Raw genomic sequence first — 21660 nt, 5'->3', positions numbered from 1 at the left:
AGTGAAGCGGACTAAGGGAGGTTTAGTGATTAAATATGATCAAAGTATTGCGAGTTGACGATCGATTATTGCATGGGCAGGTTGCAGTTGCATGGACCAATTTTTTTAAGGTAGATACCATTTTAGTTGCAAATGACAAGCTCATTACTGATGAAGCAATGAAAATTGCATTCAAACTGGCTGCACCTCCGGAAATTACGCTTTCTATGAAGTCTCTTGATGGAGCTGTGGCAGTTATTAACAATCCAAAGCACGAGTCTAGGACGATTATGGTAATTGTAAAAAATTTGAAAGATGCGGAAATTTTATGTCAACGCACTAATTCTTCAATTAAGGATATCCTTATTGGTGGCTTGAGAAGTGGTGAGGGTAAAAAGCAGGTTGATATGAACTCTTATTTGGACGACTCAGATATGAATACTTTATCTAATATACACCAGATGGGAGTATCTATCAGCATGCAGGCGGATCCGACTTCAAAAAAAATGTCTTATAGTGATATTGTAAAAAAATACAATAAATAATGCCGATTAAGAAGGGGGATTAACAGATGAGTTTTTTACAGGCTGTATTACTTGGTATTCTTGGTGGGGTTGGAATATGGGACAGTCGTGTTATGGGGATGTTCATGATTGACAGGCCTTTGGTTCTTGGACCGCTGGTTGGATTAATTCTTGGAGATATCCAGACGGGGATTATTATGGGGGCATCTTTGGAGCTAGTTATGATGGGTATTGTAGGAATTGGTTCTGCAACACCTCCGGACACAGTATCAGGCAGTATATTGGCAACAGCATTTGCCATTACTTCAGGTCTTGATATAAGTGCTGCTATAGCTTTAGCATTACCAATTGCTACGCTGGGGCAAATTGTTGGAACACTGGTAAGAACCTTCAACGGATATTTTGTACACATGGCAGATAAAGCAGCAGAAGAAGGAAATTACAAAGGTGTTGAGAAGGCTTTATGGGGTGGTGCATTTCTGTTTTTTGCGGCATATTTTGCGTTGGTATTTTCCGGTGCTTATTTAGGATCAAGCGTTATCAGCGCTTTTGTTAGTAAAATACCTCCTCAGATAATTGCCGGTTTTAAAGTTGCAAGCGGAATGCTTCCTGCACTTGGTATTGCAATTTTGATGCAGCTTTTGACAAATAAAAAAAATGCGGCATATTTCTTTGTTGGGTGGACTTTGACTGCGCTGCTTGGGGTAAGTACCGTAGGAGCCGCATTAATCGGTACAATCATTGCTTATGTACTATACCAGAATTATTTAAACAAACCCGTGGCTGCTTTTGCATCCGATAATACTATTTCAGATGATTTGGAGGGGGAACTGTGATGAAAGGTATTGAAAACAAAAAAGCATCAGAAGGATCAGTGATGAGTCCGGAGGTTTTTAAGAAAACGTTTTTAAGATCGTTTCCGCTACAGGGTTGTTTCTGTTATGAAAGAATGCAAAATGTAGGTTTTGCATATCAAATGATACCTGCTTTAAGAAAAATATATACAAATAAAGAGGAATTATCGGCGGCTCTAAAAAGACATCTTGCTATTTTTAATACAACACCTGCAATAGTAACTTTCATAACCGGTGCAGCAATAGCTCTGGAAGAAAAATTTAAAAGGGAAAAGGATGCAGGGATTGAATGCGATGAAGAGTCCATAAACGCAGTGAAAACTGCTTTAATGGGTCCGTTGGCAGGAATCGGGGATTCGTTCTTTTGGGGAACCTTTAGAATTATTGCCGCAGGGATTGGCGCAAGCCTTGCAGCAAACGGCAGCATACTGGGAGCACTGCTTTTTCTGCTCATCTATAATGCACCTCATCTTCTTGTGAGATTTCATGGCTTGAAGATCGGATATAAGAGCGGAGTAACTTTTCTTTCAAGTATTTCAAATGGAGGCTTAATTGCCAAGTTGACCGAAGTTGCCAAGATACTTGGTTTAGTGGTTGTGGGTTCAATGTGTGCTTCCATGGTTAAGCTTGTAACACCTCTTGTTATTAAGTATGCAGGAGCAGAAGTTGCTGTTCAGTCAATATTTGACAGCATCTTAACCGGTATTTTACCGCTTGGTTTGACGTTTGGCATTTATAAATTACTACAGAAAGGATTTAAGACAACAACCATGCTATGGGGAATGATAGCGCTAGGTATTATTGGTTCTGTCTTGGGGATTTTATAATGGAAATTAATTCGAAGATGTATGATTATATAATTGAAACACCAGTTGTTCTGAAAGATATAATCGAGAGAAGGAAAGAAATTTCAAAAAGTTTTATAGAGTATTATAAGAATATTAATATTGAGCAAATATATATATTGGGATCCGGTACCAGCTACCATGCAGGATTAGCGGCGAAAGCCTATCTTGAAGAAATTATGAATATGAAAATATTCAATATGTATCCGACTCAGTTTGAAGCCAACGAAAAGGTATTTAATAAAAATACATTGGTAATCGGTATTTCTCAGGGAGGACAGAGTCTTTCTACTGTTGCGGGACTTGACTCTGCAAAATCAAGAGGATTTTATACGGCTGCGGTTTCAGAAAATCCTACCGCACTTGTATTTAAGCATGCTGATACCTCCACAAGAATTGAAGTCGGTAATGAGAAATGCGGTGCAAAAACCAAAGGGTATTCAGGCTCAATAGCGACCTTGATGATGATGCTGACGGAGCTTGCAATTGCAAAAGGAATTCTAGCAGAAGAGTCTGCAGAAAAGTATTTTATGCGTATGCAGAAAGTGATAGCCAACCTGAATAGAGTTATTGAAGCTTCCACTGAATGGTTCGGCAGAATAAAAGAAGAGTTTCTGCCCGCAGAAAGAATTATTGTAGTCGGATATGACAATATATATGCCAATGTACTTGAAGGAGCGCTTAAGATTCTGGAAACGGTTAGACAAGGGGTAACAGGGTACGATATTGAAGAGTTTTTTCACGGAATTTATAACTCGATAACAGACAGTGCGCATATTTTTTATCTGGCATCTCAGGGCAGCTATAAGCCAAGAACCTTGAAACTGATTGAGATATTAAGCCAGTGGACTCCACATAACTATTTGATAGCTTCTCCGGAAGGGATAAATATTCCAACAGATAAGGATTTGATTTGTGATTTTGTAGAAGACAAACTTTTTTCTGCATGGGAGTATATTATACCGTTACAGATTGTTGCTTGTATGGCACCAATTAGCTTGGGAATCAATCCTGAAATACCTAAGGATCCGCAGTTTCATAGAAGAATAGGCAGCAAACAGTTGGATGGCATTCGGGATCATTATGCCTCCGAAGAAAAAAATGTGTAAAGCTGTTATTTTCGATATGGATGGCCTTATGTTCGACACAGAAAAGATTTATTCCAGAGCCTGGGCATATGCCGGAGAAAAGATAGGATATAAAATTGATGATGAGTTTTTAAATCCTCTAAGAGGGGCAAACAGGAAAATGTGTGTTGAATATTTCAGGGAGCGGCTTGGAAGCAGTTTTGACTACGAATATGCAAGGCGGATCAGAAGTGAATATGTACAAAAGTACCTTGAAAAGGAAGGGATTCCGTGTAAACCCGGACTATATGAGTTAATGAATTTTCTGAAAGAGAAAAACTTCAAAATTGCCCTTGCAACTTCAACTTTTAAGAAAGAAGCTGAAAGGTATCTTCATATGGCGGATGTTTATAAATATTTTGATGTTTTAGTTTATGGAGATATGGTAGCTAGAGGAAAACCTCACCCGGATATATACCTGAAAGCTTCAGAGTATATAAACGAATCTCCCGGAAACTGCTTTGTTCTTGAAGATTCCTGTAACGGGGTGTTGAGTGCTGCTTCTGCAGGATGCAGGGTAATCATGGTACCTGATGAAGTTGAACCGGATTACGAAATATCATGCCTGTTATATAAAAAATGCAATTCTTTGAATGATGTTATAGAATGCATTAAAGCTGAATTTATTTGCTAAACAAAAGGGATTGCGGCCTATGCTAAAGCTGGCAATCCCTTTTATTTGAAGTATACATCATGAATAAAGGGTATTATACAGAGTTTGTATAATCAATTAAGTTCAAGTGAAATAAAAATTATTATTCCAAAAAAACAACTATTTTATGAAAGGAGATCTGAAATGAATTCATTTGAATATGTAATTAAAGAAAAGATAGGAATACATGCAAGACCGGCAGGACTTCTGGTAAAGGAGGCAAAAAGGTTTTCGTCGGATTTTACCTTGGAACACAATGGAAAAAAAGCCGACATGAAAAAACTAATTATGCTTATGGCTTTAGGTGTAAAATATAATGATAAGGTTACAGTTTATGCAGAAGGAGATAAAGCTGAAGAAGAAATAAAATATATGCAAAAGTTTTTTGAAGATAATCTGTAAGCTGATGTAAATTTATTTAACCAAAGGAGAAAGACGCATGGAGATTTCAGCAGGAAAATCCGTATTAAACGGAATTGCAATTGGAAAAATTAAGTTATATAAAAAAAAATCTGATGAAATTATTAGAAAAGAAAGAAATGATTATCAGCAGGAATTTAGCCGCTTTAAATTAGCTAAGCAAACTGCAATGGACCAGCTGAAAGCCCTTGTTGATAAAGCTGCTGAAGAATTTGGTGACGAAAATGCAGCGATTTTTGAAGTCCATATGATGCTATTGGATGACGATGATTTTAATGAATCTGTTGAAGAAATTATTAGAAGCGAAAGGGTAAATGCTGAGTATGCGATTTCCGTTACATGTGACAAAATATGTGAAATGTTTTCAGTTATGACGGATGAATACTTCAGAGCAAGAACTGTTGACATAAAAGATATATCAGAAAGATTAATAAATATTTTAAGCAATAACGTCAATATGGAATTTGTCTTAGATGAGCCATCAATTATTTTGGCTGAGGAATTGACTCCCAGCGATACTCTTCAGATTGATAAGAATAAAATTCTTGGAATTATAAACAGATTGGGATCTGTAAACTCACATACCGCGATTATAGCAAGAGCATTAGGAATACCGGCCCTGCTAGGTGTTGATATAAAGGATGAGTGGGATGGACAATTGGGTATTATTGATGGATCTGATTCAATGCTGTATATAAATCCCGATCGTGAGATATTAAGTGCATTTAAAGAAAAACATAAGGAGGAGCTCAGTAGGAAGGAATTGCTGCTTAAGCTGAAGGGGAAAGAAACAGTTACACCTTCAGGTAAAAGAATTAATCTTTTTGCAAACATTGGAAGCTTAACGGAGCTGGAAACTGCTATAGATAACGATGCTGAAGGTATAGGATTATTCAGGAGTGAGTTTTTATATATGGAATCTAAGAATTTTCCTTCAGAAGAAGAGCAGTTTAAGGCTTATAGAAAGGCTGCCGAAGCGATGAAAGGAAAAAAGGTAATAATTCGTACGCTTGATTTGGGGGCGGATAAGCAGTTAGATTACTTTGATCTGGGGAAGGAAGACAATCCTGCACTTGGGTACAGAGCTATACGGATATGCTTAACACAGCCTGATATATTTAAAACACAGCTTAGAGCAATTTATCGTGCAAGCGTGTACGGTAATATTTCAGTTATGTTTCCTATGATTACATCATTGGAGGAACTTTATAAAATAAAGGAAGTTATATCTGAAGTTAAAAAAGAGCTAAGAGATGAAGGGTATTTATACCATGATGTTGAGCTGGGGATAATGGTTGAAACACCTGCCGCAGCTGTAATAAGCGACTTGTTGGCTGAAGAGGTTGATTTTTTAAGTATTGGCACAAACGATTTAACGCAGTATACTCTTGCTGTTGACCGACAAAACTCAAAACTGGATGATTTCTGCAACACGCATCACATCGCTATACTCAGATTAATAAAAACTGTAATTGATAATGGACACAAAAAAGGCTGCTGGGTGGGTATCTGCGGGGAACTTGCAGCAGATCTCTCACTCACGGAAAAATTTATTGAGATGGAGATAGATGAATTATCTGTGTCACCTTTATGCATACTTTCTGTAAGAGAAAGAATATGTATGGCTGACACCAGTATCATATAAGTATAAGGAGATCTGAAATTTGAAAAGAATACTTATGATTGCTACAGGAGGTACCATAGCATCAAGTGAAGGTGGAAACGGGCTTGCCCCGGTATTTGGTGTTGAAGCATTTATTGAAATGATTCCTGAAGCCAGAAAAATGTGTAAAATTACGGGTAAAACCATTATGAATATTGACAGCAGTGAAATGACTGTTGAAATGATCAAGAAAATTGCTGAAACAATATATGAAAGTTATTTTGATTTTGACGGCTTTATAGTCACTCATGGGACAGATACAATGAGCTATACTGCAGCAGCATTAACATATATGCTTCAAAACATTAAAAAGCCTGTTGTAATAACCGGTTCACAAAAAGCAATTGGAGCTTCTGCTTCTGATGCACAAAAAAATATTATTGATGCAGTCAGATTTGCGCTTGAAGCAGTAAATGGAGTCTTTATTTCTTTTGGCGGGAAGATAATATTGGGGACAAGAGCTAAAAAAATAAGAACCAGAAGCATTAATGCTTTTGAAAGCATTAATTTTCCTTGTGCTGCTGTATTTGAGTCAGATAAAATTAATATTTCCAAGGAATTTCAGGAAATAATGTCGGAATCCTTGGAGAAACCTTTTGAATTTTTGGGATCGTTATGTGCAGATATAATGGCAATTAAGCTTTTTACTGGTATAAAACCGGATATTTTTGATTATATAAAAGAAAACTACAGAGGCGTAATTATTGAAAGCTTTGGAATCGGAGGAATTCCTTCTGAAGAAAATAACATTCTTGCCAAGGTTGATGAATTAATTGAAGCTGGAGTTGCAGTAGTTATTACTACCCAATGCCTTGAAGAAGGTATTGATCTGGGGATATATCAGGTAGGAAGAAAGCTGTCCGAGAAAGCAATAATACGCTCGGGTGATATGAATTTTGAAGCGACGGCAGCCAAACTGATGTGGACTTTAGCAAATCTTAAAAGCAATGAGGATATAAAGGCTTTTATTGAGACACCTTTTTTTGGAGACATCAGTAAAGTTAACCGGGAAATTTCATAAGTAAAAGAAGAAATAAAGGTAAGTACAACAGACCCTAATAGTGGGTACATGTACAGAGAATGACAACACGTGAAGGTTATTAAAAGAATATGTATATGAATCGGATAATATACGCAATATATTGCGTATATTTATTTTTATTGTTAAGATGTTTGTATAAAAATTGTAAATTTATGCTATTGTAAATTTATACTATAGATAAAAAATTCTAAAAGTTAGAATTATCCTAACCCTAAATCCTATGTAACAAGAACTCAAGCGATTATCCGTAAGGGCGGACGACCCTGTCCGCCCGGTGCATTACTGCACGATCTACGGGTGGACAGAGCCGTTCACCCCTACGGAATCTTAGCTAATGATATCCATATGTGACTTGGTAAATTACAGGTCTAGAGTTTTTTATCTATAAGGCAGTAATACAAAGAGCTAGCCTCTATAAAACTAAACGTTTTAAAAGAAAAATCACGAATATTGAGAGGGTTTTTATACAAAATTGTCGAATAAAATAGATATAATAAACTTTAAATATTTTATTCAAGAGAGTAAATTTGCGATAAACAATAAAATTAAATATATAAATATGTTCAATACATTGTGAGGTTTTAATATTGGAAAGTGAGAAGGAGAAAGATAGAATAATCACTTATTTAGCGGAATTTACAGATAGCAATCTTGAAAGAGAATACATGAATCAGGAAATTGAAAAAGCTGTGAAATATATTAAGCCTATTGTACTTACTTTAGGCATATTATATTTTCTTTTTCTTATTCCTGATTATTTTCTTATTAAAAGTGGACGTGAGTTTGACTTTATAGTACTCAACAGAATATCTTTCATGATTTTAGTTGTGATACTTTATATTAGAATAAAAACCGCGCAAAATTATTATGCACTGGTTTATTGGATAACAGGGTATGAATTCATAGTATTTCTTCTATTTTTAATGGTATTTTATCAGTATGAGACGCCTAATTTTTTAATTCAGGCTTTTGGTGTGATGGTAATATTGCTTGGAGTGTTTATGGTCCCAAATCGTTGGATTTATATGATTATAGTTTCTTTATTTATCAGTGCAGGTTTCTTTTTATTTTCGCTGTTTCATCTAAAATATATTAAAATATCTGAGCTGTCGGCAGCTATCGTATATACGTTAATAGTTATTGCGCTTAGCAGTATTTCTGCATTTCGAACGAATTATTTAAAGAGAGTTCAATATATAAGTAGTCAAGAGTTAAAGAGAATGGTTATGATTGATCCGTTGACAGGGATATATAACAGATTCAAATTTAATGAAGAGTTAGACAAGTGGATTAATTATACTAAGAGATATAACAGCAATTTATCCTTGATTATTTTCGACTTAGATGATTTTAAAAGAATAAATGATAGCTATGGGCATCTTATTGGAGACCAAGTAATATTGGATATCGTAAAACTGGTTCAACATACTATTCGAGAAACCGATATTTTTGCTCGATGGGGAGGAGAAGAATTTGTTATATTGCTCCCCAATACCCACAAATTAGACGCAGCAAATTTAAGTGAAAGAATACGTTTGGCAGTCGAAAGCCATTTGTTTGACAGCGTAGGAAAAGTAACGTGTAGTTTTGGTGCAGCAACGTTCAGTTTTGAAGAAGACGCCCAATCTTTATTACATCGTGCAGACTCGTTACTTTACAAAGCAAAAAAACAAGGTAAGAATACAGTTATGTATTAACTTTATAAAATACAGTTATGAAATAACTTGCGGTACTACCACTTTTTGTATCTATATACATGTTTACTGAGCGAGGGGGCGGTATAGGTCCTTTGTCAGATTAGTTAGAGATCTCCTTGTAATCGATTATTTTTGCAAGACCCATACCCTAAGTTCGGATAGTACTGCCCCCACCACAGGTTCGCCAGTACTTGAGGGATTTGCCCATATGCTATTCCTTGGACATCGATTCAATCTAAAGCGTTCCAATTATCTCTAAGGGATTTACGTAAAAAAGCACTAGGAATAATGAATCGGTAGGGGTTATGAGATCTTTAAAGACCCATTCAGGCTTTTCAGTATATCCAATATTTCAGCAACATCATCTATTAGATAAGTTGCATTCGATTGGTTAAAACCGAAGCGTGTATCCCTTATGGCTGCTACATCCAAGTGGGCTGCTTTGGCAGCTGCAATACCATATACGGAGTCTTCAACCACAATACATTCATGTGAAGGCAGAGACAGCTGGCAAATGGTGTATAAGTAGATTTCAGGATTTGGTTTGCTTTCTTTAAACATTTCTCCGCTGACGATAACATCGAAATAATCCGAGGTATCTGTAGCGGAAAGTGCAGCGTGGATTACCGAAAAAGATGAAGAAGAAGCAAGGGCGATTCGATAGTTTTGTTTTTTCAGTAATTGGAGTGTCTTTATTACATTTGGAAAAAGTATATCTTTATAAGATATTGAAAAACGATCGGAGAGAAAATAAAACATTTCTCTTAACCTGGATACTGAAATATCTTCAGGCCATAGTTTGCGAATAATATCCCAGGTTGCCTTGGAAGAGGCACCAACTGTTTTTTTTAGATCATTCTTATTTACCGGGATATGATGGTGGTCAAAAAAGATTTCAAACCGGTTTAGATAAACAGGCTCGCTGTCGATCAGCACACCATCCATGTCAAATATAACTGCCTTTTTCATGAGATCCTCCTTTTAATGCAACATTGATGAATAATAAAACGAAACCAATTCTACTGCGATGCCTTTTTTACGCAACTTACCCACTATAGTACCGGGCAATTCTTTTCCTACAATGATTCTATCAATACAATCTAAGGGTTCAACATGAATAAAGGCGATGGATTCAAATTTTGAGTGGCCGCAAAGCAAAATAACTTCATTTGCGGATGCGATAAACTGTTTCTTTATATTCACGTCATCCATAGTATAGCTCATGATCCCTTGATTTAAATTAACGGCATCTGCTGATAAAAATATTTTGTTTACCGATATGCTTTGAAGCATGTGTTCTGCAAAATATCCATAGGAAGAATAAAAGGATTTTCTTAGCATTCCTCCTAAAAACAATAAATCCAACGGACGGTGGCCTTTGAAACACCTAATTCATTCATGATATTCTCAATCGTAATAATATGGTGCTGGTTGGTTATCTCTACAATTTTATCCAAACGTTCGGCTCGAAGCATGATCGGTCTCCTTAATATTTATATATTTATTTTATCAGTATAGGAATATCACGTCAATGTGATGATTTCTATAAAATGGATGAATTAGTGCTTTATAAGGTATGGGTCAAGTTTATTCCTTGTGAAATTTTCAATTAAAGAACTTCAATGTTATTAAATTTATTATCATGACACTGGGAAGTCCATTCCAAAAAGAATGTAAATATAGTAATATGAACGCTTTAGAAGAAGTTTTCTGCAATATGTAGATGTAATGCCTGAGAAATAGTATAATAAAAGCGTTGGTCAAATATTGGATGATACTAATTCAATCGACAAACCAAAGAAGAAAAATTGTATTTTCCCGTGCCAATGAATCAAATCAGCTAAGGCATTTAGTCTTGTTGAATATTAACATGGAATATATTAATGGAGGTGTACGAAATTGATATTAAATAGATACATACCCATTCAGGTCAAGCTTTTAACTACTTATCTTATGATATTCATTATACCTCTTTTATTAATTGCTACTATTACATATTCCGTGTTTTCCAACGCTATGGAAAAAGCTGCTGTAGATAAGGCACTTACAATCAACGAGCAAATGCTGAATAGATTAGACAGCTATTTATACGATATAGAGAAAGCAGCTTCCAGGTTATCTGCCAATAATCAAATTGTAGAACTTATGAGAGAAGGAGGATATTACTTCTCTGAGAGTCAAAAGTTCAAGGATACACTTTTGCTATATCAGAATCTAAAAAATATCGTAAATTTAAAGGATGACATACAGGGGATTTTATTGGTAGCTGAAAATAATAGCATATATCATTGGTCTGAGCATCAAATGGATGTGGGTGATGATATAATATATGATGATTGGGTAAAAATGATGAGTGATTACCATATATCCAAGCTTATATTGGGACAGGATCATAAAAATTATTTCAGGGATAAAAATAAGAAGGTGTTTTCCACTATTTTTAAGATTTATTACTCACCAAATGGCGGCAGTAAAACAAGTATCTTAGGAATTGTAAGGGTGGATTCCGGCATAAAAGTGCTTCAAGACCTATATAGTAAAGAGTTATTCAATTACCAGAAGGAGTTTAAAACATCTATTTTAGATGGAAATCTCAATGTAATCTTTGATACAAATGAAGAATCAATAGGAAGAAAGTTAGATGGAGAAATTGCGCGGAAACTCAACACGGTTGTCAATGGAAGCTTCTATCTTAAAGGAAGCGGACAGGGAGAATTCTATATTGTAAATACATCCACATATACAGGGTGTAAGATTTTAACAAGCATACCGCTAAGTGTTCTTCTCAAGGATGTCAACTATATAAGGAAGTTAACGCTCATTATCAGCATTTTATTCTTGATACTTGCTATTGCTGTGTCGACATTAATCTCGTACACCATAACCAAGCCAATCAAAGTATTGAAAGAAAGAATGAAGAACGTAGAGAAAGGGAACATGCAAACTTGGGGACAAACCGTGGCTACCGATGAGATCGGAGATCTTACAAACAGCTTTAACAATATGGTTTACAAGCTTGACAATACGATTAAGAACGAATATGCTCTTAAATTAAAGGAGAAAGAAGCCCAACTGAATGCGCTGCAATCACAGATCACACCGCATTTTTTATATAATACGCTCGAAACTGTCAGTTGTATAGCCTTTAACAAAAATGTACAGGAAATATGCGTAATAGCAAAATCACTTGGAAAAATGTTCAGGTACAGCATAAAGGGAGGTCGGATATCCACTGTGAAAAGTGAAATTGAACATGTGAAGGCATATCTTGAAATACAGAAGATCAGGATGCCTAACAGGTTCGATACGCTTATAAAAGTAGATGGAGAACTTTGGGAACATATTATTATAAAGCTGGTACTTCAACCACTTGTTGAAAATGCAGTAATGCATGGTTTGAGTGGGAAACAAGAAGACGGGTATGTGGCTGTACTGGTAGGTAAGAATGTTGATAAGATAGAGATTAAGATCATTGACAATGGCGTGGGGCTCGAACAGGCTGAGGTGGATGCATTGAATCAATCTCTTTTAGGCGAAAATAGAAGTTTTATGAAGTACAGCAATGATAAATACAGTATAGGGATACAAAATGTGAATGCAAGAATAAAGCTTTTTTATGGTGAAAGATATGGATTAAGATATGAGAGTATGAAGGGTGTAGGAACAACGGTTTATGTTTCTTTACCAATAATCCAAACGGGGGATGAAGATGATTCTAAAAGCTTTGATTGTTGATGATGAAGAGCACATAAGGAATGGAATATCACAGATGGTAGCATCTTTGGAACTGGATATCGAAGTGATTGGAAAAGCGAGAGATACTGGTGAAGGGATAGAGATTACTAGCAGAGAAAAACCTGACATAGTGATTACAGATATTCGTATGCCAGGTGAAGACGGCCTTAGTTTCTGTGAAAAGCTTACAAAAATACGGCCGCAAACGCGTGTCGTTATTATAAGTGGATATGATGATTTTGAATATACTAAAAGAGCCATAAGGACAGGGATAAAAGAATATATCCTAAAACCGGTCAATATAACCGAGCTTAAAAGTGTATTGTCAAGAATTAAAAAGGAAATTGAAGAGGAACACATTTTAAAATGCAGAAACCTTGAGATAAATAGAAAGCTGTCAAAAAGCTATGACTATGCAAAAGTTAAGTTTTTTGAAAGTATAATAAATGGCACAATAATGGATGAGGCTGAACTTAGAGAAAAAGAAAGCCTTTTCGAAATTAGTTTGGAAGATGTAGAGCTTGGGCTGGTTTTGGCTCATGTGCAAGCGTCTGATGATATACTTGAAACTAAATGGGATGGTGATAAGGGGCTTTTAAAGTATGCGTTTATTAATTTTGCGGAAGATATATTAGTTGCTGGACAAAGTAAAATTGCTATTTCACCGTCAGATTATGAAGTGCTTATATTATATGCACTAGATAATAATCAAGAGTACCTTGATCTTCTTCAAATGTGCTATGAACTTAAAGAAGCTTCGGATAGGCTGCTCGGTACCCAAGTTTTAATAACCGTAGGGAGGTCGAAAGGAATAAGAACTTTGAGTCAAGCTTACAAAAGGTTAAGGGTGCTGCTACTTAACAAGTTTTTATTGAGGGAATGTATATTTGATAGTGAGAGCTTTAGTTCTTCCAAGTCAAGTGATATACAGTTTCAATGGGAAAAAAAGCTTAGGACTTATTTGGAAATTTGTGATTCTCAAAAAGTGTGCAGCTTAATTGAAAGTATATTCAATTTGGGAAATGGTATAGAATTCAAGTCGGCAGAAGAGATATACAGTGTATGCAAAAAAATTTATATGACTCTAAATAGCTTTACAAACTATGGCGATAACGAAGAAGATGACGCATTTGATCTTATTGGAAATCTTCTGGTGAAGTCAGATATCAACGAACTCTCAGACGAGCTTAATGAAGAAGTCCGATTATTTATAGATAACAGATCGTCTTTGAATGAGCATGGCAGCAAAATGCTCATCAGGCTTGCAATTCAGTATATCAATCAGCATTACACAGAAAGTATTTCACAGAATGAAATTGCAGAATACTTAAATATAACCCCCCAGTATTTCAGCAGAATATTTAAAGAACACACCGGAAGCAATTTTATAAAATATATCACTAATATCAAGATAGAAAGAGCCAAGCAGCTGCTCATAGAAGAGAATAAAAAAATATATGAGATTGGAGAAAATTTAGGGTATGCAGATACAAAACACTTCATCAAGGTGTTTAAAAAAATATCCGGTGTGACCCCAAGTGAATATAGGGAAAAGTTTATAGACGAACAACATTTAAATACTAATCCATGAAACACCTATTAAAAATAAATTGTAAAATATTTTATGTGCGAGTAAAACAATACTCCTGCCTTAGGAACAATGAGTGATATTGACCGAGGGGGGAGTATTTTTTATGAGTGCTTTACCAAAAAACATACGAAAAGAGATTATTAAGACAAAAAATTATTTGCGTACGCATTAAAAATTGACACCAAACATTAAAAACAGAGAATTTTATTTTCAGTAGTTCTCAATTATAATTAGATTAGAAATTAGACATCAGCACTAAAATAAAAAACTTTATACATCGTCCATTATGATATTTTTACTTTTTCGAACATAAGCATTCCTGATTGGGATCCTGAACGAAATACAGGACTTTTAAGTTCCCTATCTTGAAATATTTTTTACTAGTTGGTACCTGTTATCCAAGTAACTCTAACAGCATTCATGAATTCTTATAGTATATACTTGTATACTATGAAACTTAATTATTTACCTCCACAATAACTATTAAGTTGTAAAGACCAAATTATTGGAGGTGTAATTGGCATGCCAGTTGAAATTTTTAGAGAGGAGTGTGATAGACTTTAATTAATTCAGGCTATAGAAAATCAAGCAAAGATCATAACAAAATTATAATTGGAGGAAAAGAGAATGAAAACAAAAAAAATTTTAATTTCAGCCACATGTATGGCTTTAACCATGATGCTCGCATTTAGCGGATGCGGCACTAAGAAAAATTCCGAGGAACAGACGGATAATTCTAACAATGCTCCTACTGTAACGAAAGCGGAAGAGCCGCCTAAGACAGAGGAAAAAGATATGGAGTTAAAGCTGGCTTACCCATTTGCACCAGGGGGACCGTATCATGATACGGCGGAGAAATATGCCGAACTTGTTAAGACAAAATCAAATGGAAAGCTAACTATAAAGCTGTTCCCAAGCGGCCAGCTTGGAAATGAAAGAGAGTTATGTGAAGCTGTTAGTATGGGCAGTCTTGATATGACACTGGTAGGTTCAGCGGCAATTGCATGGTATGCGCCACAGTACGGGGCAATAGATGTACCATTTACTTTTAACGACTATGACCATTTAGATAGAGTGTTTAAAGGAGATATTGGCAAAGAAATAAATGACGTTATGGTTAAATCCAAGCAGTTAAAGGTGCTGGATTACTGGCATAGAGGTCCTCGTTACCTTACTACAAACAAGGAAATCAAGTCGGTAGCAGACCTGAAAGGGTTAAAAATCAGGGTGCCCGAGATGCCTGTGTTTGTTGAAACATGGAAAACATTAGGAGCTAATCCAACTCCCATTGCGTTAACAGAAGTTTTCATGGCTTTAAAGCAGGGCGTTGCTGAGGGGCAGGAAAATCCTTTAGAAATGATATATACAAACAGCCTATTTGAAGTTCAAAAGTATGTTACAAAAACAGAGCACGTATTATCTTTTAATATGCTGATGATTAATGACAAACTATATAATGGATTATCTCCGGAGATGCAAAAAGTGCTTTCTGAATCCGCCATAGAAGCAGGACAATTTGGCCATGAAGCGATGATGCAGTATGAAGATAAATTCGCTGCGATGTTAAAAGAAAAAGGTATGATATTCAATGATATTGACAAAGAAGAGTTTAAAGCATTGATTAGCAAAGAATTACCCCAGAAGTTTGAAAAGTCTTGGGCGCCAAACATTTATCAGAGAATTGTTGATGCAAAATAAAAAGGTTTTTGTGTATAGTTCGAGAAGCCCGTATAGGCTTCTCGGTTTATTTATAGGGGGATTGAATATGAATGAAAATAAAAAGATGTCAGTATTTGATTACATTTTAGCAGTATTATTTGGAGGAGTTACTGTTGTTTTAGCCTTGCAGGTAGTGATGCGATATGTTTTTAATAATTCTTTAGTATGGTCGGAAGAAATATCCCGGTTTGTATTTACGTGGATTATTCTACTAGGGGCGGCATTAGCGTTAAAGGAAGGAACGCATATCCGAATTGACTTTCTAACTGAAAAACTATCACCAAATATTCAGAGATTTTTGAATTATTTTAATAATGTATTATTGTTGGGGTTTGTTGTCTTAATGATTCCTATGGGTATTAAACTTGTGCATGTTACCAAGAATACATCCAGTGCTGCCCTTGGTTTGCCGATGGACTATGTGTTTTACGGGGCATTGCCGGTATTTGCCGTGATAGCAACATACTTTGCGGTATGTAACTTGATTTCGATGTTTAGACAAAATAAGCAGTAGAGGGGGCTGTTAGAGGTGTTAATTTTACTAGGGACATTATTCGTATTACTGGCTATAGGAATGCCGGTTGCATTTTCAATTGTAATTGGTACCCTTGCTTATATACTTTTTGTTGGTGAGAATTTTCCCATCGTAGTACTTGCACAAAGGATGGTGACCGGTACAGACTCTTATGTGTTATTATCCATTCCGTTATTTATGTTTGCCGGGGAGCTTTTGAACACAGGCGGGCTTACTAAAAGGCTTGTAACATTTTCACAGTCAATTATTGGAAGCATTCGAGGGGGATTATCCTATGTTGTTATCATTGTAAACATGATCATGGCCGGAGTTTCAGGTGCGGCGATCGCTGATGCGGCTGCAGTAGGTTCGGTGATGATTCCCAGCATGGTTAAGAGCGGTTACAGTAAAAATTTTGCGTGTGCCGTGAATGCTTCAGCTGCAACGATGGGACCAGTCATTCCACCTAGTGTAAGCTTTATCGTATATGGAACGCTTGCGAACGTTTCAATAGGAAAGCTATTTCTTGCAGGTGCAGTACCTGGTGTGCTGATGGGAATTTATATGATGGCAGTCTGTTATATTGTTGCAGTAAGAAAAAATCTTCCTCGAGGAGAAAAAACCTCCATCAAGAGATTTATTACAAGCACGAAAGAGGCATCTTTTGCATTGATGATGCCTGTAATTATCCTTGGAGGGATCATGACAGGGATTGTTACTCCTACTGAAGCTGCTGTGATCGCGGTGGCCTACGGATTAATGATTGGATTATTTGTTTATAAAGAAATTAAATGGAGTAACATTCCGTATATGCTTGCTAAAGCAGCAAAGGAATCAGCGGTGATTATGTTCATTATTGCATGTGCGCAGGCTTTTGGATGGGTACTTGCGCGAGAAGGCGTGCCAGCCATGTTGGTTGAAATATTTAGTTCGATATCCAGCCAATCATGGGTTTTCTTAATCATTATCAATATTGTTGTGCTTATTCTTGGATGCTTTATGGAAGGAACAAGCATTTTGATTATCCTTACACCGCTGCTGATACCGGTGTTGCAAAACTATGGTATAGATTTATTACAATTTGGTGTTGTAATTACACTAAACATTATGATCGGACTATTGACTCCACCGGTCGGCCTGCTGTTATACGTAATCACAGGTATAGGCAATGTTTCTATGAAGGACGTAGTGAAGGACCTATTTCCATTCCTTGTTGCTTTATTTCTTGTGTTGGCAATGATCACGTATATACCCCAAATTACTCTATTCTTACCCTCAATATTTTCTTAGTAAATAATCATTGGCTACCCATGAAAAATTATGATCTATGACAAGCAGAACGTTATTTATATACTTCTGGTCATCAAATTCTTAAATTCAAAGTCATTTAAACTTATTTAGGAGGTTGACAGCATGAAAAAAATACTTGTTTCTCAATGTGTGCCGGAGGAGTGTTTGGTTCCGTTTAGAAATCATTATGAATTTACGATGCCTAAAACTAAATTTACATATGAAGAAGTATTAGAAAAAATTGCAGAATATAATGCGTATTTTATTGTAGGGAATAGAGCAGACAAGAAATTACTGGATGCAGGCAAGAAGCTTAAAGTAGTCGCAAATTTTGGTGTTGGCTATGATAATATTGACTGGCAATATGCTACAGAAAAAGGAATAGCAGTAGTGAATACGCCTAATAAAGTTACGGAGGCAACAGCTGAACATGCGGTTGTGCTAATTGCTTCTTCCATGCGTGGGGTTGCTCGTTATGATAGAGAAGTAAGAGCAGGCATTTGGAATGCCCCTATGTTTTCGGATATCGATACGGAAATAGCAGGCAGAACTTTAGGGATTATAGGATTTGGCCGTATCGGAAAAACGGTCTGTCAAAAAGCACAGGGATTGGGAATGAATGTGGTGTACTATGATAAATTTAGGGCATCTGAAGAGATAGAGAAAGAATATGGAGTTGAATACTATCCCTTTGATAAGGTTTTGGAAATTAGCGATTGTATAACCTTACATATGCCTGCTATCCCGCAAAACTATAAATTATTTGAGAAAGGTGTATTTAAAAAAATGAAAAAGGGTGCTTATCTGGTAAATACCGCCAGGGGATCCATTGTAGATGAAATAGCACTTGCTGAGGCACTGAAAACGGGAACTATCAAAGGGGCCGGGCTGGATGTGTTCGAAAATGAACCGGAAGTTAATCCTGAATTGTTAAAACTTGATAATGTTATATTGACGCCACATATTGCGAGTTGTACAATGAAGGCACGTTTAGGCATGGCGCATGAAGCTTTGGATGGAATCGTAGGTGTGTTGGAAGGGAGAAAGCCTAGTAACGTAGTGAACTCCCCGGTGCTTTAAGCGAGTAGTCCTTTATATATTAATGTAAATGTATTATAAAAAGAGGAGTATTTAAAGAAGATGGAAAAAAGCAGAAGAATGCATTAAGGAAAACATACAGGATACCATACAATATGTGCAAAAAGAATACGGAACGGATATATTCTTCTTTGATTTGCAGATAAAAAGATATGAACTAAAAGTATGGGAGCAAGTGAAGGATAACTGGCGTGAGGTTTTTAAGGAACTTGAAGTTGACATTATGGTAAAAGCAAGCATAAAGCAGATAGGGACTATGAAATGATTATTTGATCTTTGATTTAAGAGATGATAGAATTCACACCTATCATCTCTTAAACTATAATATATTTTAGAGGTAATATATTTTATGTCAAATCTTTATCAATAGTGTAAATGTTTTTTTGTTCCAATTACTGTAATTTATTCAAGGTATCAACTTGTCCGTCTCCTGCGATATTGCCTTTTTGGTTAATTAAATGCTCCATTCCTCTTACTAGGGTATCATCTTCTAATATGCTATACAGATGGTAGCCCAAATCTTCCCGGTCTACCAGTACTTTCTGTAATACCTCTGCAGTTCCATAATCTTTTAGCTCATGGGAGCGGTCTATGGTTTTGCGAAGCATTTCCTGAAGTTTTAGTTCATGCTCTAAATCATTACGTATAAAATCCCGCATTGTATAGCGGCCTTCAACTTCGTGCTTTATATAAGAGAGTTCATGTTGGGTAACCGGATGTGCAGTAGGGACGCCACCGAGTCTGGCAACTCTTTCTCCTACCATATCGATATGCTCTACTGTCTTATTGCGATGTTCCTCTAATAAATGGTGTAAGCTTAAAAATGCCTCTGCTCCTTCTGTTAACCAATGATGTTTATTGTATTGATGTAATGCGATGGTTAATGCACACTGATGGTCATCAAGCTGAAGAGCCATTTCTTTTCTTACGTCAATGGGCAACCCAATGCCCGCGTTAGCCTGTTTTACAGTACGGGGTTCCTGTCGGAATATCATGTTGTGATTACTGGTATGACCGGGCATACTGGTATTAAAGCCGGATTTGTTCATATTAAAGTCTCCAGCAAAGTTGGTCATGTTCTCACTCACCATATTCATATCTTTTTGTGTTTGAGTTGTTATTTGCATAAACATCCCTCCTAAGAGTATTCTATATTTTCCGTCTATATTATTATCAATAAGTAGGGTTTGTATGCAAAATTCTCAAGGTACCCAATAGCATTCTTAATCTTCAACATCTAGGAATTTGGCATAAAATTTTGTACAAGGAGGGATATCATACGCCATTCGGATTCAGAACAATTTTACAGGGAATTGTTCATTAACTCAGCGAATTGGTCAATGGTTTCTTCACAAATCAACGAGATGTCTTTTTTAGTATCCAATGGAGGAAGTGTGGCATCTTTTTTAGCTGCCATTTTTGATACCATCTTGGTTATAAATTTTTCGCCAAAGCTCATAACACTAAATTTCATTTCCCCTCCAAAGCATTCCTTGGCACAAGCAGCGTTTAAAAGTTCCTCCGGAAAAGAATTTTTTAATTGTGCTTCCGCATTGTCTTTAAACATGGCGCATATGAATAGACCCATCTTTTTGTTTTTGAATGCATTAAGGTTTTGTGTGCAAAATTGGCTTATTTCCTTTTGAATTCTTCCTGCGTAAATCGAACCGCCAATAATGACTTTATCATATGGAGCAATATCTGGGATTCCAGCTGTCTTTAGGTTATGCAGATCTACCTTTCCATTAAGTTTTTTTGAAAGAAGAGAAGCGCACTTTTCTGTTGTACCATGCTTAGTCCCATAAACTATTAACGTATTCATTTTCATACCCCCAATTATTAGATAGAAGATGACTCCTATTTTATTAATTTTTTACACCTTATAAAAACCATTACATATTATATTGATCTTTGTCAAGATGTTTATATAAAAACTGTTAATTATAATAGGAGAAGAATATCGTTATGTGGTAACTTTATAAAATACAATTGTGAAATAACTTGTGGTATTACCACTTTTTGTATCTGCAATTCTGTCTGAATTGCTATGTCCAAGCACTTCCATTTCGTCTACACCTGCTATGTCCATCGCTGAAAGCAGGGTAATGATGGATGCAGGTGAGTCCATGTAGTCATTGCTTAAATGTTGGATTAGGTTGAGATTTCTATTTTCTATTGCTTGGATAGAAACCTTATCCATTTCATCTGCTTCTTCAAGAGGAAGATAATGAGAAAAATCCACAGATGCCAATATCAGAGTTTTCTTATTTTCAAGCTTTTTCTGAAGATTTTGTCCCAACTGTTGGGCCTCTTTTAAACTATAATTCCCATGCAGCAAAATCGGGATGATTTTACTATCAGGCATATAGTATTTAATATAAGGGACTAAGCCGGCAATGGAATGGTCACTTTCCAGTAAATCGAAATTCATATCCGCAGTTTTGGAGTCGGCTAATACACTTATAGTTTCTTGGTCTGCCTCCAGTATGCCAAAAGGAGTTTGCCAGTCCCAGTTGCCGGTATGAACCTTATTGACTCCTAAACCTTTATGGTTGGGGGCTATTACTACGATGATTTCAGGCTGTTCTACCGATAAGGTTTTGAAAAAAGAAGAAATGAGCCCGCTTGCCAATAGGTGATGAGGGACAATTCCCCCTTTTATTTCTCCTGCGGGAGTATGTATGCTTTGTGCGGTACTTACCGACTTTAAAAAATCTTTTTCATCATAGTATTTGCATGCAATATTTTTTTTGCCAACCAAGAAACTATTTTGCGTATATGCGTGTTCGCTGAGCGGAGAAGAAGGTATAGGCTCTTTGTTAAACCGGTTATACGATGGAATGGCAAAGAGCAGTACCGTACATAGTCCCGTCAGTACACTAAATATAATTTTATGCTTCATTATTTATC

21 protein-coding genes and 1 pseudogene are annotated in these 21660 nt (G+C 36.1%); 16 read left to right on the top strand and 6 right to left on the bottom strand.

The window, feature by feature from the left end:
• Positions 1-35: 35 nt before the first annotated feature.
• From QKW49_RS15050 to QKW49_RS15010, 9 genes are all read left to right on the top strand, one after another.
• A complete protein-coding gene (locus QKW49_RS15050; RefSeq protein WP_282863495.1) occupies positions 36-524 on the top strand; it encodes a PTS sugar transporter subunit IIB in 489 nt (162 codons plus the stop codon).
• A 26-nt stretch (positions 525-550) separates the two neighbouring features.
• Positions 551-1339 carry a PTS sugar transporter subunit IIC gene (locus QKW49_RS15045; RefSeq protein WP_282863494.1) on the top strand — a complete coding sequence of 263 codons (789 nt, stop codon included), beginning with the start codon at positions 551-553 and terminating at the stop codon, positions 1337-1339.
• Positions 1339-2184 (top strand): PTS system mannose/fructose/sorbose family transporter subunit IID, encoded by an 846-nt coding sequence (locus tag QKW49_RS15040; protein ID WP_282868156.1) that lies wholly within the window; start codon positions 1339-1341, stop codon positions 2182-2184. The genes QKW49_RS15045 and QKW49_RS15040 overlap by 1 nt, the downstream gene beginning before the upstream one ends.
• On the top strand, positions 2184-3311 hold the full coding sequence (locus tag QKW49_RS15035; RefSeq protein ID WP_282863493.1) for an SIS domain-containing protein: 1128 nt from the start codon (positions 2184-2186) through the stop codon (positions 3309-3311). The genes QKW49_RS15040 and QKW49_RS15035 overlap by 1 nt, the downstream gene beginning before the upstream one ends.
• A complete protein-coding gene (locus QKW49_RS15030; RefSeq protein WP_349239032.1) occupies positions 3268-3963 on the top strand; it encodes an HAD family phosphatase in 696 nt (231 codons plus the stop codon). Before QKW49_RS15035 ends, QKW49_RS15030 begins: the two co-directional genes overlap by 44 nt.
• Positions 3964-4125: 162 nt before the next feature.
• Positions 4126-4383: an HPr family phosphocarrier protein gene (locus tag QKW49_RS15025; protein ID WP_282863491.1), complete on the top strand. Its 258-nt coding sequence runs from the start codon at positions 4126-4128 to the stop codon at positions 4381-4383.
• Between the two features lie 37 nt (positions 4384-4420).
• Positions 4421-6046 carry a phosphoenolpyruvate--protein phosphotransferase gene (gene ptsP / locus QKW49_RS15020; RefSeq protein WP_282863490.1) on the top strand — a complete coding sequence of 542 codons (1626 nt, stop codon included), beginning with the start codon at positions 4421-4423 and terminating at the stop codon, positions 6044-6046.
• A 19-nt stretch (positions 6047-6065) separates the two neighbouring features.
• Positions 6066-7085 carry an asparaginase gene (locus QKW49_RS15015; RefSeq protein WP_282863489.1) on the top strand — a complete coding sequence of 340 codons (1020 nt, stop codon included), beginning with the start codon at positions 6066-6068 and terminating at the stop codon, positions 7083-7085.
• Between the two features lie 608 nt (positions 7086-7693).
• Positions 7694-8803: a GGDEF domain-containing protein gene (locus QKW49_RS15010; RefSeq protein WP_282863487.1), complete on the top strand. Its 1110-nt coding sequence runs from the start codon at positions 7694-7696 to the stop codon at positions 8801-8803.
• 303 nt (positions 8804-9106) lie between these two features.
• Here QKW49_RS15010 and QKW49_RS15005 read toward each other — a convergent pair whose 3' ends face one another.
• Genes QKW49_RS15005 through QKW49_RS14995 form a run of 3 tightly spaced genes read right to left on the bottom strand, consistent with a single transcriptional unit; the run spans position 9107 to position 10278 of the window.
• On the bottom strand, positions 9107-9772 hold the full coding sequence (locus QKW49_RS15005) for an HAD family phosphatase (RefSeq protein WP_282863486.1): 666 nt from the start codon (positions 9770-9772) through the stop codon (positions 9107-9109).
• A gap of 12 nt (positions 9773-9784) precedes the next feature.
• Positions 9785-10144 (bottom strand): hypothetical protein, encoded by a 360-nt coding sequence (locus QKW49_RS15000; RefSeq protein ID WP_282863485.1) that lies wholly within the window; start codon positions 10142-10144, stop codon positions 9785-9787.
• Between the two features lie 5 nt (positions 10145-10149).
• Positions 10150-10278 carry a DeoR family transcriptional regulator gene (locus QKW49_RS14995; RefSeq protein ID WP_282863484.1) on the bottom strand — a complete coding sequence of 43 codons (129 nt, stop codon included), beginning with the start codon at positions 10276-10278 and terminating at the stop codon, positions 10150-10152.
• A gap of 424 nt (positions 10279-10702) precedes the next feature.
• Here QKW49_RS14995 and QKW49_RS14990 point away from each other — a divergent pair, with 424 nt between their 5' ends.
• The 7 genes and pseudogenes from QKW49_RS14990 to QKW49_RS14960 form a co-directional block, all read left to right on the top strand.
• Complete coding sequence (locus QKW49_RS14990; protein ID WP_282863483.1) at positions 10703-12538, top strand: histidine kinase; 1836 nt, start codon at positions 10703-10705, stop codon at positions 12536-12538.
• Entirely contained in the window at positions 12513-14129 is a 1617-nt protein-coding gene (locus tag QKW49_RS14985; protein ID WP_282863482.1) for a response regulator, read from the top strand. Before QKW49_RS14990 ends, QKW49_RS14985 begins: the two co-directional genes overlap by 26 nt.
• 627 nt (positions 14130-14756) lie before the next feature.
• Positions 14757-15827 carry a TRAP transporter substrate-binding protein gene (locus tag QKW49_RS14980; protein ID WP_282863481.1) on the top strand — a complete coding sequence of 357 codons (1071 nt, stop codon included), beginning with the start codon at positions 14757-14759 and terminating at the stop codon, positions 15825-15827.
• A gap of 67 nt (positions 15828-15894) precedes the next feature.
• Positions 15895-16362, top strand: coding sequence for a TRAP transporter small permease (locus QKW49_RS14975; RefSeq protein WP_282863480.1), 468 nt, complete (start codon positions 15895-15897; stop codon positions 16360-16362).
• Between the two features lie 15 nt (positions 16363-16377).
• The gene (locus QKW49_RS14970) at positions 16378-17652 is read left to right on the top strand and encodes a TRAP transporter large permease (protein ID WP_282863479.1); all 1275 of its coding nucleotides are present in this window, start codon (positions 16378-16380) and stop codon (positions 17650-17652) included.
• Positions 17653-17775: 123 nt separating this feature from the next.
• The gene (locus QKW49_RS14965) at positions 17776-18732 is read left to right on the top strand and encodes an NAD(P)-dependent oxidoreductase (RefSeq protein WP_282863478.1); all 957 of its coding nucleotides are present in this window, start codon (positions 17776-17778) and stop codon (positions 18730-18732) included.
• 76 nt (positions 18733-18808) lie between these two features.
• A pseudogene (locus QKW49_RS14960) lies at positions 18809-19015 on the top strand (Ger(x)C family spore germination C-terminal domain-containing protein); the annotation flags it as partial.
• A 127-nt stretch (positions 19016-19142) separates the two neighbouring features.
• Here QKW49_RS14960 and QKW49_RS14955 read toward each other — a convergent pair.
• The 3 genes from QKW49_RS14955 to amrB form a co-directional block, all read right to left on the bottom strand.
• A complete protein-coding gene (locus QKW49_RS14955; protein WP_282863477.1) occupies positions 19143-19877 on the bottom strand; it encodes a ferritin-like domain-containing protein in 735 nt (244 codons plus the stop codon).
• Positions 19878-20053: 176 nt separating this feature from the next.
• Complete coding sequence (locus tag QKW49_RS14950; RefSeq protein WP_282863476.1) at positions 20054-20572, bottom strand: flavodoxin domain-containing protein; 519 nt, start codon at positions 20570-20572, stop codon at positions 20054-20056.
• A 141-nt stretch (positions 20573-20713) separates the two neighbouring features.
• Positions 20714-21652, bottom strand: a complete 939-nt coding sequence (amrB, locus tag QKW49_RS14945) for an AmmeMemoRadiSam system protein B (protein ID WP_282863474.1) — start codon at positions 21650-21652, stop codon at positions 20714-20716.
• Between the last annotated feature and the right edge of the window lie 8 nt (positions 21653-21660).

Source organism: Petroclostridium sp. X23, assembly GCF_030013905.1.
Taxonomy (GTDB): Bacteria; Bacillota; Clostridia; order SK-Y3; family SK-Y3; genus X23.
This window is presented reverse-complemented; position numbering and strand designations above follow the sequence as displayed.

What these genes read in the sequence shown, in the direction of transcription:
- QKW49_RS15050 (WP_282863495.1), top strand. Translation starts at nt 36, where the DNA reads ATGATCAAAGTATTGCGAGTTGACGATCGATTATTGCATGGGCAGGTT.
- QKW49_RS15045 (WP_282863494.1), top strand. Translation starts at nt 551, where the DNA reads ATGAGTTTTTTACAGGCTGTATTACTTGGTATTCTTGGTGGGGTTGGA.
- QKW49_RS15040 (WP_282868156.1), top strand. Translation starts at nt 1,339, where the DNA reads ATGAAAGGTATTGAAAACAAAAAAGCATCAGAAGGATCAGTGATGAGT.
- QKW49_RS15035 (WP_282863493.1), top strand. Translation starts at nt 2,184, where the DNA reads ATGGAAATTAATTCGAAGATGTATGATTATATAATTGAAACACCAGTT.
- QKW49_RS15030 (WP_349239032.1), top strand. Translation starts at nt 3,268, where the DNA reads ATGGCATTCGGGATCATTATGCCTCCGAAGAAAAAAATGTGTAAAGCT.
- QKW49_RS15025 (WP_282863491.1), top strand. Translation starts at nt 4,126, where the DNA reads ATGAATTCATTTGAATATGTAATTAAAGAAAAGATAGGAATACATGCA.
- ptsP (WP_282863490.1), top strand. Translation starts at nt 4,421, where the DNA reads ATGGAGATTTCAGCAGGAAAATCCGTATTAAACGGAATTGCAATTGGA.
- QKW49_RS15005 (WP_282863486.1), bottom strand. Translation starts at nt 9,772, where the DNA reads ATGAAAAAGGCAGTTATATTTGACATGGATGGTGTGCTGATCGACAGC.
- QKW49_RS15000 (WP_282863485.1), bottom strand. Translation starts at nt 10,144, where the DNA reads ATGCTAAGAAAATCCTTTTATTCTTCCTATGGATATTTTGCAGAACAC.
- QKW49_RS14995 (WP_282863484.1), bottom strand. Translation starts at nt 10,278, where the DNA reads ATGCTTCGAGCCGAACGTTTGGATAAAATTGTAGAGATAACCAACCAG.
- QKW49_RS14985 (WP_282863482.1), top strand. Translation starts at nt 12,513, where the DNA reads ATGATTCTAAAAGCTTTGATTGTTGATGATGAAGAGCACATAAGGAAT.
- QKW49_RS14980 (WP_282863481.1), top strand. Translation starts at nt 14,757, where the DNA reads ATGAAAACAAAAAAAATTTTAATTTCAGCCACATGTATGGCTTTAACC.
- QKW49_RS14975 (WP_282863480.1), top strand. Translation starts at nt 15,895, where the DNA reads ATGAATGAAAATAAAAAGATGTCAGTATTTGATTACATTTTAGCAGTA.
- QKW49_RS14965 (WP_282863478.1), top strand. Translation starts at nt 17,776, where the DNA reads ATGAAAAAAATACTTGTTTCTCAATGTGTGCCGGAGGAGTGTTTGGTT.
- QKW49_RS14955 (WP_282863477.1), bottom strand. Translation starts at nt 19,877, where the DNA reads ATGCAAATAACAACTCAAACACAAAAAGATATGAATATGGTGAGTGAG.
- QKW49_RS14950 (WP_282863476.1), bottom strand. Translation starts at nt 20,572, where the DNA reads ATGAATACGTTAATAGTTTATGGGACTAAGCATGGTACAACAGAAAAG.
- amrB (WP_282863474.1), bottom strand. Translation starts at nt 21,652, where the DNA reads ATGAAGCATAAAATTATATTTAGTGTACTGACGGGACTATGTACGGTA.